The organism is Aestuariibaculum lutulentum (genome assembly GCF_032926325.1).
In the GTDB taxonomy this organism is placed as follows: domain Bacteria; phylum Bacteroidota; class Bacteroidia; order Flavobacteriales; family Flavobacteriaceae; genus Aestuariibaculum; species Aestuariibaculum lutulentum.
This window is the reverse complement of record NZ_CP136709.1, coordinates 1,726,693-1,741,075: the sequence shown is the minus strand read 5'-3', so window position 1 is coordinate 1,741,075 and position 14,383 is coordinate 1,726,693. Positions and strand designations below refer to the sequence as shown.

Here is a 14,383-nt window from a genome sequence, read left to right as displayed (position 1 = left end):
GCCCAACTTTTATTTAAGGCATGCTTAAACTTTTTACAAAACACTTTTGGGACGTTGTTGCGCGACTTATTCTGCGTAATAAAATAGCCATACTTCTTGGTATTTTAATCATCACAGTTTTATTCAGTACGCAATGGAAAAATATGCGCTTCACCAATACCGAAGCCAATTTGCTACCAGACGACCACGAGGTTAATATTAAGTATAACGACTTTCTAAAAATCTTTGGAGAAGAAGGCAACCTTATCATTCTTGGTGTTAAAGATTCTACCCTTTTAACCGTTGAAAAGCTAAACGCCTGGAACAACCTTGCACAAAGCTTTAAACAATACGACGAAGTAGAAACTGTTGTTTCTGTTAAAGACCTTCAGAAATTGGTAAAAGATACAGAGCATGAAAAGTTTGCTTTAGAACCTTTTATTAAAGACTCTGTTTCTTCAATGCAACAAATAGAATCTTTAGAATACGAACTCTTTAACAAATATCCGTTTTACGATAATGTTTTATTCAACAAGGAGACTAAAACGATTAGAACTGCAATATATTTAAAGAAAGATATTGTAAATACCTCGATTAGAAAGGACTTTGTAGCCAATACCCTTGAACCTAAAATAAAAGATTTTTCAAAAGCCTATAATCTAGACGTGCGTATTTCGGGTATGCCTTACATACGTACTTTAAATGCTCAGGTTATTGTTAGTGAAATTGGATGGTTTGTTGGTGCAGCTTTATTGGTAACATCACTTATATTCTTCTTTTTCTTCAGATCGTTCAGAGCCACCTTTATTTCTCTTATTGTGGTTAGTATAGGCGTGATGTGGACTTTAGGAATCTTAGGAGCTCTTAATTATGAAATCACCGTACTTACCGCTTTAATTCCGCCGCTTATTATTGTTATCGGAATTCCGAACTGTATTTTCTTAATCAATAAGTACCAGAACGAAGTAAAGAAACACGGGAATAAAGTAAAGTCGCTACAACGTGTTATTACCAAAATTGGTAATGCTACTTTAATGACTAACATTACAACCGCTTCTGGTTTTGCTACCTTTATACTTACAGAAAGTACTCTTTTAAAAGAATTTGGTATTGTAGCTTCATTAAGTATCCTGGCTATTTTTGTATTGTGTTTATTGATTATTCCAATCATTTACACCTTTTTACCTTACCCAAAAGACCGTCACTTAGAACACTTAAACAAACGTTGGATTGGTGGTTTTGTCGACTGGATGGAGCGCATGGTAAAACACGAGCGCATTGCTATTTACTGTACCGGTTTGGTTTTACTTATTGTTAGTATTATTGGAATTTACCAGATAAAAATTACAGGAAGTTTAATTGAAGACATGCCTCAGGATTCGGAATTCGTTAGCGATATTCGTTTCTTCGAAAAAGAATTTAACGGTATTATGCCTGTTGAAATCATGATTGACACCAAACGTAAAAAAGGCGTTATGAAACTGGCGACTTTAAAACGAATGGACGAATTACAGGAAGCTATTAACGAAATTCCTGAATTATCGAAACCTATTTCGGTTGTAGATTTAGTAAAATACTCTAAACAGGCTTACTACAACGGAAACACAAAATATTACCAGTTACCTACCAGTCAGGAAAACAGCTTCATTTTATCATACGCCAAGAATTCATCATCAAATGTCGACTTACTGAAGAACTTTGTTGATAGTACGGGGCAATATGCTCGTATCACTACGTTTATGAAAGACATTGGTACCGAAAAAATGGAGCGTATTGAAGAAAACCTTCAAACTAAAATAGATAAGTTATTCCCTGCTGAACGTTATACGGTAACCATGACAGGTAAAGCCGTTGTGTTCCAAAAAGGAACAAAATACTTAGTTAAAAACCTGGTAATCTCTCTATCTTTGGCCATCATTTTAATTGCCCTTTTCATGGCTTACATGTTCAGATCGTTTAGAATGATTATCATTTCATTAATACCAAACTTACTACCTTTACTTATAACAGCTGGTTTAATGGGCTATTTAGGTGTCCCTATAAAACCATCAACTATTTTAGTTTTTAGTATCGCCTTTGGTATTTCGGTAGACGATACCATACATTTCCTTGCCAAATACCGTCAGGAATTACAAGCCAGACACTGGAAAATTAAACCATCGGTATACGGTGCATTACGAGAAACTGGTGTAAGTATGTTCTATACATCTATTGTATTGTTCTTCGGCTTTTCGGTGTTTACCATTTCAAGCTTTGGTGGAACAGTAGCCCTAGGTGCATTAGTATCGACTACCCTATTATTCGCGATGTTGTCGAACCTTTTACTATTGCCTTCGTTATTATTATCGTTAGAGCGTAGTATAGCCAATAAAGAAGTTTTAAAAGAGCCTTCAATAAATATTATTCCGGAAGAAGACGATAACGAAGAATAAGCGTTTGTCTTGGTTTTAATATAAGCAGGCTAAATTTTATATTTACATTATTAATTTTATTACCTATGAAATCATATACCGTTTCAGAATTATTATCTCAAAAGGTTGCTCCTAATACTGAAGTTGAAATTAAAGGTTGGGTAAGAACCTTTAGAGCAAATCGTTTTATTGCCTTAAACGACGGATCGACTTTAAACAACATTCAGTGTGTTGTAGATTTTGAGAATTTTGATGAAGCATTATTGAAACGCATTACTACGGGTGCTGCGGTTCACATTAAAGGAGACTTGGTAGAAAGTCAGGGAAAAGGACAAACTGTTGAAGTACAGGTTAAATTTGTTGACGTTTTAGGTGATTCAGACCCTGAAACCTATCCTATTCAACCTAAAAAACACTCGTTTGAATTCTTAAGAGAGAATGCACATTTACGTACCAGAACAAGTACATTTAGTGCGGTTATGCGTCTACGTTCTGCTTTGTCTTTTGCAATTCACAAGTACTTTAACGAAAACGGATTCTACTACATGCACGCACCAATTATTACTGGTAGTGATGCTGAAGGTGCCGGAGAAATGTTTAGAGTAACCAATTTAGATGCTAAAAATGCACCTTTAAATGAAGCTGGAGAAGTAGATTACAGCAAAGATTTCTTTGGTAAGGAAACCAACTTAACGGTTTCTGGACAATTAGAAGCTGAAACTTACGCGATGTCTTTAGGCAAAGTATATACTTTCGGACCTACTTTTAGAGCTGAAAACTCAAACACCTCTCGTCACTTAGCCGAATTCTGGATGATTGAACCAGAGGTTGCCTTTATGGATTTACCTGGCAACATGGATTTAGCTGAAGACTTTATGAAATCGGTTATTAAGTACATTTTAGATAACAATAAAGAAGATTTAGAGTTTTTAGATAACCGTTTACAGGAAGAAGACAAGAAAAAACCACAGGCTGAGCGTAGCGAAATGACTTTAATTGAAAAATTAAAATTCGTTACCGATAATAACTTCAAACGTGTAAGCTACACTGAAGCTATCGATATTTTACGTAACAGTAAACCAAACAAAAAGAAGAAATTCAAATATATTATTAACGAATGGGGTGCCGATTTACAAAGTGAACACGAGCGTTACCTAGTAGAGAAACACTTTAACTGTCCGGTAATTTTATTTGATTATCCAGCAAATATCAAAGCCTTCTACATGCGCTTAAACGATGATGGTAAAACCGTTCGAGCTATGGATATTTTATTCCCTGGTATTGGTGAAATCGTGGGTGGTGCACAACGTGAAGAGCGTTTAGATGTTTTAAAAGAAAAAATGGCAGCCATTGGGATTCCAGAAGAAGACCTTTGGTGGTATTTAGATTTACGTAAATTTGGTACGGCTGTACACTCTGGTTTTGGTTTAGGTTTCGAACGTTTAGTAATGTTCGCAACCGGAATGAGCAATATTAGAGACGTAATTCCGTTCCCAAGAACACCACAAAACGCCGAATTTTAGAAAACATCAATATAATGGTTACACATCAGTAAAAGTTTTTTTACTTTTATCTTTTACCAAATCACAGTATGCTCAAGCAACATTTACAATTTAAATTATCGCAAAAGCTATCGCCGCAACAAATTCAATTGATGAAATTGATACAGTTGCCTACACAAGCTTTCGAGCAACGTATAAAACAGGAACTGGAAGAAAATCCTGCTTTAGATAGTGGTAAAGAATCTATGGATTCTGACTTTGATAGCGATTTCGACAATTCAAACGATGAATACAACGACAATGAAACCATTGGAAACGATGATATTAATGTTGATGAATACTTAAGTGACGATGAGATTCCCGATTATCGCATGCAGGCCAATAATTACAGCAGCGACGATGAAGAAAAAAGCATGCCATATGCTGCTGGAACCTCATTCACCCAACACTTAATTAGTCAGCTTAACACCTACAGATTAGACGACGAAGAACGAGAGATTGCCGAATTTTTAGTTGGCAGCGTTGATGAAAGCGGATATATTCGTCGTTCTCTAACCGATATTATGGACGATTTGGCATTTACCCAAAACGTTTATACTACCGAAGAGAAAATAAATAAAGTATTAAAAATTGTTCACCAGTTAGATCCTTCGGGTGTTGGAGCCCGAAACCTGCAAGAGTGTTTAAGCATTCAATTACACCGCAAGGATAAAACTCCCGATACCGAATTGGCTATTGATATTATCGATAATGCTTTCGAATTATTTACGAAAAAACATTACGATAAATTATTACAAAAATTTGATGTTACCGAAATACAACTCAAAGACGCCATTCATGAAATCGAGCATCTAAACCCAAAACCCGGAGGATCTTACGCTGGTAATAACCGCATTGTAGAACATGTGGTTCCTGATTTTGCCATTAGAATTGTTGATGGTGAACTGGAGCTTACCCTTAACGGTCGAAATGCTCCAGAACTTCATGTTTCAAGAGGGTATAACGACATGCTAAAAGGCTATAAAGAGTCTAAAGAAAAGTCGCAATCTCAAAAAGACGCAGTAATCTTCATCAAACAAAAATTAGATGCTGCCAAATGGTTTATTGAAGCCATTAAACAACGTCAGCAGACTTTGTTTGTGACGATGAGTGCGATTATGCATTACCAAGAAGAATACTTTTTAACTGGTGATGAGCGCAATTTAAAACCGATGATTCTTAAAGATATTGCCGACGAGATTAATATGGATGTTTCAACGGTTTCAAGAGTTGCTAATAGCAAATATGTCGACACCCCTTACGGAACAAAACTAATCAAGGATTTCTTCTCTGAAGCAATGAAAAATGATCAGGGTGAAGATGTTTCTACTCGAGAAATTAAAAAGATTTTAGAAACGGTCATTGAAGAAGAAAACAAGAAAAAGCCCCTAACCGACGAAACCTTAGCCACTATTTTAAAAGAAAAAGGTTATCCTATTGCCAGACGTACGGTTGCAAAATACCGAGAGCAACTTGACATTCCTGTTGCCCGATTACGTAAAAAGATATGATGAATAAGATTTTAAAAAGTATTTCGTTTGTTTTTCATCCGTTAATAATGCCACTTCTTGGTGTTATTTTCTACTTTTCAAAATCACCGCGTTTTATTCCTCAGGAAATCATCCAGGCCAAGTTAGTTTCGCTTTCTATTCTAACTATTATTCTCCCGATCTTACTGTACTTTTTGTTGAAAACATTGGGCAAAGTAAAATCTATTTACATGCCAACAGCACAGGAACGCATATTACCCTTAGCATTAAACTGTATTGTTGTAATCGTTATTCTTCAGCGTATTTTAACGCCAAATCAAATTGTTGAGCTTTACTATTTCTTTTTAGGTATTTTAATCTCCTCAATGACCTGTTTAATGCTTGCTGTATTTAAGTTTAAAGCCAGTATTCATATGATGGGTATCTCTGGATTGTTTATGTTCTTTATAGCTTTAAGTATTCATTTTAGCATAAACATAAACGGAACTTTAGCTTTAATGAGCATTATAACAGGAGCAATCGCTACTTCAAGATTACATGTAAATGCCCATACGTATTTAGAGTTAATTTTAGGCCTTTTTGTAGGTATCCTACCTCAATTACTTTTAGTGAATTATTGGTTATAACACATAGAACATAAGTCCTATTTTAATGTTGTTCATGTCTATGGTTTGTCCGTTAATTTGATTCTCTTTAGAAAAAATTGGAGACAAGGCATAATACATGTAAGCGTTCCAGGTATTGTAACCAAAACTTACAGTGAAGCCATACTGAAACTTTTCAAATCCTTTTACATTAGTATAACGAACATCTCCTAAATCTCCCCTGTACTTTACTCGGTTTCTAAAAATATAACCTAGTTTAAATCCTGTATAAATACGCCAGAATTTATATTCTTCGGGTGTAGAAGTTCGCCATCGAAACTCAAAAGGCATTTCAACAAGATGATTAGAGAATTTATTTTTGGTGTAGGTATCACTTTCTAAAATGAGATTATACGTAGTTACCTGATTATCATCCTGACTGATATGTAAATTATGGTAAAATGAATTTGCTGAATAGCCTAAACCCAGACCTAAAGCAACGTTTCTCCGTTTGTTTAAAGGCATGTCTTTTATAATCCCAAGGTGAATACCATTAGAAAACCCATTTTGAGAGAGGTCTACAGGCCGATTACCAAACATGTTATAAGTTATGCCAATATAAAACTGATCTTCCTTATAAAGCGAATCTACAACCTTTTCAATGCCGTTTTGGGCCATCACTTGATAGACCCCTGCAATCCATAAAATAACAAAACATATTTTGCTTCTCATTAAAACCAGATTTAGACTCAATACTTAACGAGCTATAAATTTATAATTAATTCTAACCCTATAAAAAATAAAAGCGTTTTGATGTCTCAAAACGCTTTTAAATATAAAATTAAGAATTAAAATCTATTCGCCTGTTACACTACCTTTTTTAGTAGTATAATTAATTTTTAGCGCATTTACTTTACGCAATTCCTTCTTAATATCCATTATTAGTCCCATGTTTGCATCTTTATCTACTTTTAAAGCAGTTGATAAGAATGGAACCAACTCTTCTCTTTTTGATGCGCGCTCGGCTGCAATAAAGGCAGCGATCTCGCTAACATCGGCAAATTTATCATTTAGCTGAATTTTAGCCGCTGTACCAAATTGCTTAGTATAATTTTCACTTGGTTTACCTGCATAAATATACATTACCAAATCTTTCTTATCTAACTTTTCAACCTGATCAGCAAATGGCAAATTATTTTCAACCATTAATGTATTTTGCCTCATTACGGTCGCAACCATAAAGAAGAATAATAACATGAATACAATATCGGGCAGCGATGCTGTAGATATTGCCGGCATATCGCCGCTTTTTTTCTTATTAAATTTAGCCATAAAATGTTAAATTTTAATTATTGTACTTCTGAAAGCTTTTGAGGATAATCTACTTTTATCTGCTCAATTTGTTCCTTCAATTTAGTTTTATTTCCTGGCCAATTTACATCATCATAATTAGCTTCCATTTCAGCAAATGTCATTCCGTACTGCGATTTTGCTCTACGATCTCTTAAAACATTGTATGCAGCTACTAATTCATTTTGTACTGCGATATATGTTTTATAAGTAGTTTCACGCTCATTCTTTAACGAAATAATTGCTTTATCTGGATTATCCGATGATTCCGAATCTTTTTTACCGTTACAGTAACTACAAGAACCATCTCCACCATTATCTAAGAACTCTATAGCAGCCTGTCTAAGATCTTTAATTTCCATTAATTCATCTTCTACAAGTAACTGATCTTTTCCATTTAATAAAACTTCAAAGATGTTCTTCTTTTTAATTGTTGGAGGCTGAACGTTTTCATCTTCCATAGGTGGTAACTTACGGTTGATTCCTGCATCTGTTTCAATAGTAGTTGTTACTAAGAAAAATATTAACAGTAAAAACGCGATGTCGGCCATGGAGCCTGCATTTACTTCTGGAGCTGCTCTTTTTGCCATATCTTATTTTTTTATTTGTGTAATAATTTTTTAACTGTTGAAAGCAATGTTGCTCCAATAGCAGTAACTGAAAGGATATAGAAAGCTATTAAACCAGCACCTACATTTTTAGAGATTGCTTCGGTAATACCTAATCCTTTTGCGTTAAACTGAGCTAAATCTAAATCTGTACCAGAAGAAATTCCGTAAGAGATTAAGATTACAGCAAAAAATAAACCTACAGTTAATAAGGTCTTTTTAATGTTGCCTGCGAACAGACCTTTTACAACGTATATAACGATTAATGCCAATACAATGAAAAGCACGATATAAGTAACATAAAGAATGTTATCTATTAGCCCTTCAGAGTCTGAGGTCATAATCATTAGTGCTAAGATAGCACCAACGATACCCAGAGCATACGCTATATATTTAAGAATTGTATGTAATTTCATAATTCGAGTTTTGTTTTATTATTACTTTTTGTTTCTGATTAATAGATCCATTAACGTAATAGAAGCATCTTCCATAGAGTTAACGATACTATCAATCTTAGCAATAATGTAGTTGTAGAATACTTGAAGAATCATCGCTACAACAAGACCGAATACTGTTGTTAAAAGTGCTACTTTAATACCACCTGCTACAAGAGAAGGTTGCATATCACCAGCTGCCTCAATTTTATCGAATGCCTGAATCATACCAATTACCGTACCCATGAATCCTAACATCGGTGCTAATGCGATAAATAATGAAATCCAAGAAACGTTTTTCTCTAATTGTCCCATTTGAACACCACCGTAAGCTACAACAGCTTTCTCAACAGCGTCTAAACCTTCATCTGTTCTATCTAAACCTTGGTAGTAAATAGAAGCGATAGGCCCTTTAGTATTTCTACAAACTTCTTTAGCAGCTTCTACTCCACCTGAGTTAAGAGCATCTTCTACTTCTTGAGTTAATTTTTTAGTATTTGTAGTTGAAAGATTTAAAAAGATAATTCTCTCGATAGCAATTGCTAAACCTAAGATTAAACACAAAAGTACGATCCCCATGAATCCTGGACCCCCTTCAATAAATCTCTTTTTTAATTCTTGATGAAACGTAAGCTCTTCAGCAGGAGCATCAGCAGCATCATCTTGTGTAGTTGTTACAGTTGTAGTAACTGCAGTTGTGCTTGCATTTGTAGTTGCATTAACAGTTCCAAAAGCCATCATTCCAGTAATGGCAAGGATAGAAAATAATCTTTTCATGTTCTAGATCTTAATTTTATTAGTTAAAGTGTTAAAGATATAAAAAAAATACAATTTAAAAACATATTTCAGCAGAGAGAAAGGGATTCGAACCCTCGATACGCTTTTGGCGTATACACACTTTCCAGGCGTGCGCCTTCGACCACTCGGCCACCTCTCTGTAATTTTTTTTTAAAGCACTTTTTTCGGGGGGTCAAATAACGAAAAATTCTTTGAACCTTAAAATTTTAACCGTTAATTTTAGGTCATTTCTCCTCTTAATTGTGTTTCGTAGGCTGTTTTGAATACTTTACTCGAAACATTTTGCCCTAACATGTACATTAATTTACTTAACGCAGCTTCAGTCGTCAGGTCTTTACCTGATATAACACCTATATTTTTCAGCTCATTACTAGTTTCGTAATGTCCCATCATGACACTTCCTCCTGCACACTGAGTAATATTAACAATATGTATCCCTTTATTGATAGCTTCTTTTATACTATTTAAAAACCAATCTTCGGTTGTGGCATTTCCTGCACCATAAGTCTCTATAATTACTGCCTTTAGGTCTTCAGTATTTAAAATATTCTGAAAAACTTTGGAAGACATTCCTGGAAACACCTTAATTAAAGCAATATTGGTATCTAAATTTTTGTTCACCTGAAAGCCTTTTTTCAGACTTGGCTGGTATAAATATTCATAATTAACTTTTAAGTGCACACCTGATTCTGCTAAGGCAGGATAATTAAAAGATGTAAACGCCTGAAAATGCTCGGCATTTATTTTTGTTGTTCGATTGGCACGGTAAAGTTTATATTCAAAATATAAACACACCTCTTTTATAACTGCTTTTCCCTTGTCCTGAAGTGAAGCTACCTGAATAGAGGTGATTAAATTCTCCTTGGCATCGGTACGCAGATCTCCAATAGGTAATTGCGATCCTGTAAACACAACAGGTTTTGCTAAATTTTCAAGCATAAAACTTAAAGCTGAAGCTGTATAGCTCATGGTATCACTTCCATGTAAAACCACGAAACCATCAAACGCCTCATAATGAACTTCTATTATTTCAGCTATTTGCACCCAGTAAGCCGGATTCATATTACTGGAATCAATCGGTTCATCAAACGACACTGTATCGATGTTACAATCTAATAATTGTAACTCCGGTATTTGCTTCAACAGGTTTTTAAAGTTAAACGCTTTTAAGGTTCCTGTTTTGGCATCTTTAACCATACCAATGGTACCTCCTGTGTAAATAAGTAATATGTTTGGTTTTGATGGACTCATTCTATTGAAGACTTTAAATTATATACCAAATACGTCTTTGGAGTTCTGTGTAGTTATGTTCGCAATATCTTCTTCACTCCTATTATATAAGGAAGACAATTTTTCTAACACCTTAATGATATAGGAACTTTCATTTCGTTTCCCTCTATATGGAGTTGGCGACAAGTAAGGTGCATCGGTTTCTAAAACAATATGCTTTAAATCGATTTCATTTAAAAACTGATCAATTTTTCCATTCTTAAATGTTGCAACACCACCAATGCCCAGCTTCATATTATAGTATATAGCTTTATGTGCTTGTTCTAAAGTTCCGGTAAAACAATGAAAAACACCAAATAAATCATCTCCTTTTTCTTCTTCTAAAACTTCAAAAATTTCATCAAATGCTTCACGACAATGGATAACGATTGGTAATTTATATTGTTTCGCCAATTGAATTTGATATTTAAAGGCAATTTTCTGAATCTCTAAAGTGCTCTTATCCCAATACAAATCAATTCCTATTTCACCTACCGCATAAAAATGCCTGGCAGCCAACATGTCTTCAACATGTTTTAATTCTGCTTTATAATTCTCCTGAACATGTGTTGGGTGTAAACCTGTCATTAAAAACATATGCTCCGGAAAATCCTTTTCAAGTTGTAACATCGATTCGGTATAGGTCGAATCGATAGCAGGAATAAAAAAACGAGAAATGCCAAGATCAATCGCACGATTAATCATCTCATGTCTATCTTCTTCAAAAGCTTCACTATATAAATGTGTATGTGTATCGGTAATTATCATGCGGTAAAAATAAAAAAGTAAAGACTTTTAATAGCTGTCTTTTAGATAATTTTAGTTTTAAAAGTACATTTGGAATACATTCAATTTTATATTTTTTTAACTCTAGTATCACACTATTTATACTACTTTTAAACCATAATAAATTACTATGGAAGATACATTAGGTCATTTTCTTCTTGATAAAGGATACACGAAAGTAAAGTTACGCTTTACAAAAACCAATCACTTTGAAATAAAAGCCATCTTAAACGGAGTAAAAGGCCGTTTTATTCTGGATACCGGAGCATCAAATTCCTGTGTTGGCTTTGAAGCCATTAACACTTTTAACCTTAAGGTAAAAGATTCTGAAATTATGGCGGCGGGTGCCGGTGCCATAAACATGGAAACTAAAATGTCTAAAAAGAATAAATTAAAGATTGGCAAATGGAAACAAAACAAGGTGGTTTTAGTCCTTTTTAATCTTAGTCATGTCAATACCGCTTTAATTAATCATAACTCAAAACCGGTTGACGGCATTATTGGCGCCGATATTTTAAAAAAATCGAAGGCTATAATAGATTATGAAAAGAAATACATATACCTAAAGTTAGAAAATTAGTATATTTACTGTACAAAACTAATAGCAGAAAATACTCCCTTTCATTAAATGAAGCCATCTATTGTTATTGCAGATGACCACCCTCTTATGCTTAGAGGTATGTCTGATTTCTTAACTTCCAAAGGATTTGATATCGTTGGAAGCGCGCAAGATGGTAATGCCGCTTACAATCTTATTGTAAAGCTAAAACCTGAAATTGCGATTTTAGATATAAGAATGCCGTACAAAACAGGTTTAGAGGTAGCTGAAGCCTGTAAAAAGAACAGCCTTCCCACAAAAGTTATTCTAATAACTTTTGATAAGGAAGAAGAACTCTTTGATCAAGCCAAAGAATTCAACGTATACGGCTATATTTTAAAGGAATTTGCTGTTGAAGAAATAGAAATCTGCATTTCGCATGTAATAAAAGGGGAACCCTATTTTAGTGAAGAAATAGCTTCTTATCTAAACATAAACAATCATAGTAACAGACCTAAGAATTTAGATTTACTTACCAAATCGGAATTAAAAATTGTAAAATTGGTTGCCGAAAACAAAACCAGTCAGGATATTGCAAACGAATTATCTATATCTGTGAGAACAGTAGATAAACACAGAAGCAACGCCATTAATAAACTGGAACTTGACGACAAACCTACATCTTTAGGAATCTGGGCAAATAACCACAAAGCATTCCTTTAAAAATAAGTAGAACTGCGTATTTTTTTTATGCAAAACACTGCTTACCTTTACATTGCTATTAATTAATTCTTAGGGAGGATTATACAGGAGGCTCTGGACTTTATTGTTTGGAGCTTCTTTTGTTTTAGCCATCTTTCATTTGAAACAAAAAATAAGTAGAACTGCGTATTTTTTTTATGCAAAACACTACTTACCTTTACATTGCTATTAATTAATTCTTAGGGAGGATTATACAGGAGGCTCTGGACTTTATTGTTTGGAGCTTCTTTTGTTTTAGCCATCTTACATTTGAAACAAAAAATAAGTAGAACTGCGTATTTTTTTTCTCACAATTACTCCTTAATTTTATAATGCTATTAATCAGTCTCTTTAGAGGGAAGTATATATAAAAGCTGTGTCCTTACATACAGCGTTTTTAAATCAGACACCATTAATCACAAAATGTCTCCAAAAATGGAAAAGGAAAACGATTATATAAACAAATACTTTGTTATTGGCTTAGCTACATTGGTAGTCATTGTAATCGCAATAAACGTTTTAGTTTTATTTTAGTTAGTTTTTTAGTTAAATAAAAAAAGTACTAGCGAAACACTAGTACTTTTTTATTTTATTTAGAAAAGCTCTTGAATTATAATTCTAATGCTTTTTTAATGTCGTTATTCATTAATAACTCAACAGGGTTCTCGATACCTTCTTTTACAGCAACTAAGAAACCAACACTCTCTTTACCATCAATAATTCTATGGTCGTAAGATAATGCTACGTACATCATTGGGTGAATTTCAACTTTACCATTTACAGCGATAGGACGCTCGATGATGTTGTGCATTCCTAAGATACCACTTTGTGGAGGGTTAATAATTGGCGTAGATAACATACTTCCAAATACACCACCGTTTGTAATAGTAAATGTACCACCTGTCATTTCATCAACCGTAATTTGTCCATCACGAGCACGTAAAGCTAAACGTTTAACTTCAGATTCCACACCTCTGAAACTTAAGTTTTCAGCGTTACGAATAACAGGAACCATTAATCCTTTTGGTCCTGAAACAGCGATACTAATATCACAAAAATCGTAAGAGATCATTTCTTTATCGTCAATCATTGAGTTTACTGCAGGATACATTTTCAATGCTCTAACTACAGCCAATGTAAAGAAACTCATAAACCCTAAACCAACACCATGTTTGTTTTTAAAGGCATCTTTATACTCGTTTCTTAATTCGAATATAGGCGTCATGTTAACTTCGTTAAACGTTGTTAACATCGCTGTTGTATTTTTAGCTTCAACTAAACGCTCTGCTACTTTACGACGTAACATAGACATTTTAGTTCTTGAAGTACCTCGGTTTCCACCTGAAGGTGTTCCCATAGAAGGCACTGCTTTAACAGCATCTTCTTTAGTTACACGACCATCTTTTCCTGTTCCAGAAACTGAAGCTGCTTCAATACCTTTCTCAGCTAAAATCTTTTTAGCAGCAGGACTTGCCGACCCTGTTGCATAGGTTTTAGTTTCAGCTGCTGCAGGAGCTGGAGTGTCCGCTTTAGGAGCTTCTACTTTAGCTTCAGCTTTAGGAGCCTCACCACCTTCTGGTTTAGCTGCACTGGTATCGATTAAACATACTACTGCACCTACGGCAACAGCATCACCTTCTTCAGCTTTAAGGGTAATAGTTCCGCTTACTTCAGCAGGCAACTCTAATGTTGCTTTGTCACTATCAACCTCAGCAATAGCCTGGTCTTTTTCTACATAATCACCGTCTTCTACCAGCCATGTTGCAATTTCCACTTCTGTAATGGATTCCCCTGGCGAAGGCACTTTCATTTCTAAAATCATTATCTTATAATTTTAATTGAATTTTATACTTT

14 protein-coding genes and 1 tRNA gene are annotated in these 14,383 nt (G+C 34.4%); 6 read left to right on the top strand and 9 right to left on the bottom strand.

Annotated elements, in window-relative coordinates:
- Positions 1 to 20 precede the first annotated feature (20 nt).
- From R1X58_RS07475 to R1X58_RS07460, 4 genes are all read left to right on the top strand, one after another.
- Positions 21 to 2,411 carry an efflux RND transporter permease subunit gene (locus R1X58_RS07475; protein ID WP_240575202.1) on the top strand — a complete coding sequence of 797 codons (2,391 nt, stop codon included), beginning with the start codon at positions 21 to 23 and terminating at the stop codon, positions 2,409 to 2,411.
- 65 nt (positions 2,412 to 2,476) lie between these two features.
- Entirely contained in the window at positions 2,477 to 3,913 is a 1,437-nt protein-coding gene (asnS, locus tag R1X58_RS07470) for an asparagine--tRNA ligase (protein ID WP_240575201.1), read from the top strand.
- A gap of 68 nt (positions 3,914 to 3,981) precedes the next feature.
- The gene (rpoN, locus tag R1X58_RS07465) at positions 3,982 to 5,442 is read left to right on the top strand and encodes an RNA polymerase factor sigma-54 (RefSeq protein WP_240575200.1); all 1,461 of its coding nucleotides are present in this window, start codon (positions 3,982 to 3,984) and stop codon (positions 5,440 to 5,442) included.
- Positions 5,439 to 6,047 carry a hypothetical protein gene (locus R1X58_RS07460; RefSeq protein WP_240575199.1) on the top strand — a complete coding sequence of 203 codons (609 nt, stop codon included), beginning with the start codon at positions 5,439 to 5,441 and terminating at the stop codon, positions 6,045 to 6,047. The genes rpoN and R1X58_RS07460 overlap by 4 nt, the downstream gene beginning before the upstream one ends.
- Here R1X58_RS07460 and R1X58_RS07455 read toward each other — a convergent pair.
- The 8 genes from R1X58_RS07455 to R1X58_RS07420 all read right to left on the bottom strand — a co-directional run bounded on the left by R1X58_RS07455 (position 6,042) and on the right by R1X58_RS07420 (position 11,232).
- Positions 6,042 to 6,737, bottom strand: a complete 696-nt coding sequence (locus tag R1X58_RS07455; protein ID WP_240575198.1) for a porin family protein — start codon at positions 6,735 to 6,737, stop codon at positions 6,042 to 6,044. The two genes, R1X58_RS07460 and R1X58_RS07455, sit on opposite strands and share 6 nt — an antisense overlap.
- A gap of 123 nt (positions 6,738 to 6,860) precedes the next feature.
- Complete coding sequence (locus tag R1X58_RS07450) at positions 6,861 to 7,337, bottom strand: ExbD/TolR family protein (RefSeq protein WP_240575197.1); 477 nt, start codon at positions 7,335 to 7,337, stop codon at positions 6,861 to 6,863.
- A gap of 17 nt (positions 7,338 to 7,354) precedes the next feature.
- Complete coding sequence (locus tag R1X58_RS07445) at positions 7,355 to 7,945, bottom strand: ExbD/TolR family protein (protein WP_240575196.1); 591 nt, start codon at positions 7,943 to 7,945, stop codon at positions 7,355 to 7,357.
- 11 nt (positions 7,946 to 7,956) lie between these two features.
- Complete coding sequence (locus R1X58_RS07440; protein WP_240575195.1) at positions 7,957 to 8,379, bottom strand: hypothetical protein; 423 nt, start codon at positions 8,377 to 8,379, stop codon at positions 7,957 to 7,959.
- 21 nt (positions 8,380 to 8,400) lie between these two features.
- Entirely contained in the window at positions 8,401 to 9,174 is a 774-nt protein-coding gene (locus R1X58_RS07435) for a MotA/TolQ/ExbB proton channel family protein (RefSeq protein WP_240575194.1), read from the bottom strand.
- 72 nt (positions 9,175 to 9,246) lie between these two features.
- Positions 9,247 to 9,334: transfer RNA gene (locus tag R1X58_RS07430), tRNA-Ser, on the bottom strand.
- An 80-nt stretch (positions 9,335 to 9,414) separates the two neighbouring features.
- Positions 9,415 to 10,446, bottom strand: a complete 1,032-nt coding sequence (locus R1X58_RS07425) for an asparaginase (protein WP_240575193.1) — start codon at positions 10,444 to 10,446, stop codon at positions 9,415 to 9,417.
- Positions 10,447 to 10,464: 18 nt separating this feature from the next.
- On the bottom strand, positions 10,465 to 11,232 hold the full coding sequence (locus tag R1X58_RS07420; RefSeq protein WP_240575192.1) for a TatD family hydrolase: 768 nt from the start codon (positions 11,230 to 11,232) through the stop codon (positions 10,465 to 10,467).
- Between the two features lie 148 nt (positions 11,233 to 11,380).
- Here R1X58_RS07420 and R1X58_RS07415 point away from each other — a divergent pair, with 148 nt between their 5' ends.
- Both R1X58_RS07415 and R1X58_RS07410 read left to right on the top strand, forming a co-directional pair.
- The gene (locus tag R1X58_RS07415) at positions 11,381 to 11,830 is read left to right on the top strand and encodes a retropepsin-like aspartic protease (RefSeq protein ID WP_240575191.1); all 450 of its coding nucleotides are present in this window, start codon (positions 11,381 to 11,383) and stop codon (positions 11,828 to 11,830) included.
- A gap of 48 nt (positions 11,831 to 11,878) precedes the next feature.
- On the top strand, positions 11,879 to 12,511 hold the full coding sequence (locus R1X58_RS07410) for a response regulator transcription factor (RefSeq protein WP_240575190.1): 633 nt from the start codon (positions 11,879 to 11,881) through the stop codon (positions 12,509 to 12,511).
- Positions 12,512 to 13,139: 628 nt separating this feature from the next.
- On the opposite strand, the gene odhB is transcribed toward R1X58_RS07410, so the two are convergent.
- Entirely contained in the window at positions 13,140 to 14,351 is a 1,212-nt protein-coding gene (odhB, locus tag R1X58_RS07405) for a 2-oxoglutarate dehydrogenase complex dihydrolipoyllysine-residue succinyltransferase (protein ID WP_240575189.1), read from the bottom strand.
- Positions 14,352 to 14,383: the final 32 nt, after the last annotated feature.

Excerpts from the sequence above, each read along its gene's own strand:
- R1X58_RS07475 (WP_240575202.1), top strand. The coding sequence starts at position 21 with ATGCTTAAACTTTTTACAAAACACTTTTGGGACGTTGTTGCGCGACTT.
- R1X58_RS07410 (WP_240575190.1), top strand. The coding sequence starts at position 11,879 with ATGAAGCCATCTATTGTTATTGCAGATGACCACCCTCTTATGCTTAGA.
- rpoN (WP_240575200.1), top strand. The coding sequence starts at position 3,982 with ATGCTCAAGCAACATTTACAATTTAAATTATCGCAAAAGCTATCGCCG.
- R1X58_RS07455 (WP_240575198.1), bottom strand. The coding sequence starts at position 6,737 with ATGAGAAGCAAAATATGTTTTGTTATTTTATGGATTGCAGGGGTCTAT.
- asnS (WP_240575201.1), top strand. The coding sequence starts at position 2,477 with ATGAAATCATATACCGTTTCAGAATTATTATCTCAAAAGGTTGCTCCT.
- R1X58_RS07420 (WP_240575192.1), bottom strand. The coding sequence starts at position 11,232 with ATGATAATTACCGATACACATACACATTTATATAGTGAAGCTTTTGAA.
- R1X58_RS07460 (WP_240575199.1), top strand. The coding sequence starts at position 5,439 with ATGATGAATAAGATTTTAAAAAGTATTTCGTTTGTTTTTCATCCGTTA.
- R1X58_RS07425 (WP_240575193.1), bottom strand. The coding sequence starts at position 10,446 with ATGAGTCCATCAAAACCAAACATATTACTTATTTACACAGGAGGTACC.
- R1X58_RS07440 (WP_240575195.1), bottom strand. The coding sequence starts at position 8,379 with ATGAAATTACATACAATTCTTAAATATATAGCGTATGCTCTGGGTATC.
- odhB (WP_240575189.1), bottom strand. The coding sequence starts at position 14,351 with ATGATTTTAGAAATGAAAGTGCCTTCGCCAGGGGAATCCATTACAGAA.
- R1X58_RS07435 (WP_240575194.1), bottom strand. The coding sequence starts at position 9,174 with ATGAAAAGATTATTTTCTATCCTTGCCATTACTGGAATGATGGCTTTT.
- R1X58_RS07445 (WP_240575196.1), bottom strand. The coding sequence starts at position 7,945 with ATGGCAAAAAGAGCAGCTCCAGAAGTAAATGCAGGCTCCATGGCCGAC.
- R1X58_RS07450 (WP_240575197.1), bottom strand. The coding sequence starts at position 7,337 with ATGGCTAAATTTAATAAGAAAAAAAGCGGCGATATGCCGGCAATATCT.
- R1X58_RS07415 (WP_240575191.1), top strand. The coding sequence starts at position 11,381 with ATGGAAGATACATTAGGTCATTTTCTTCTTGATAAAGGATACACGAAA.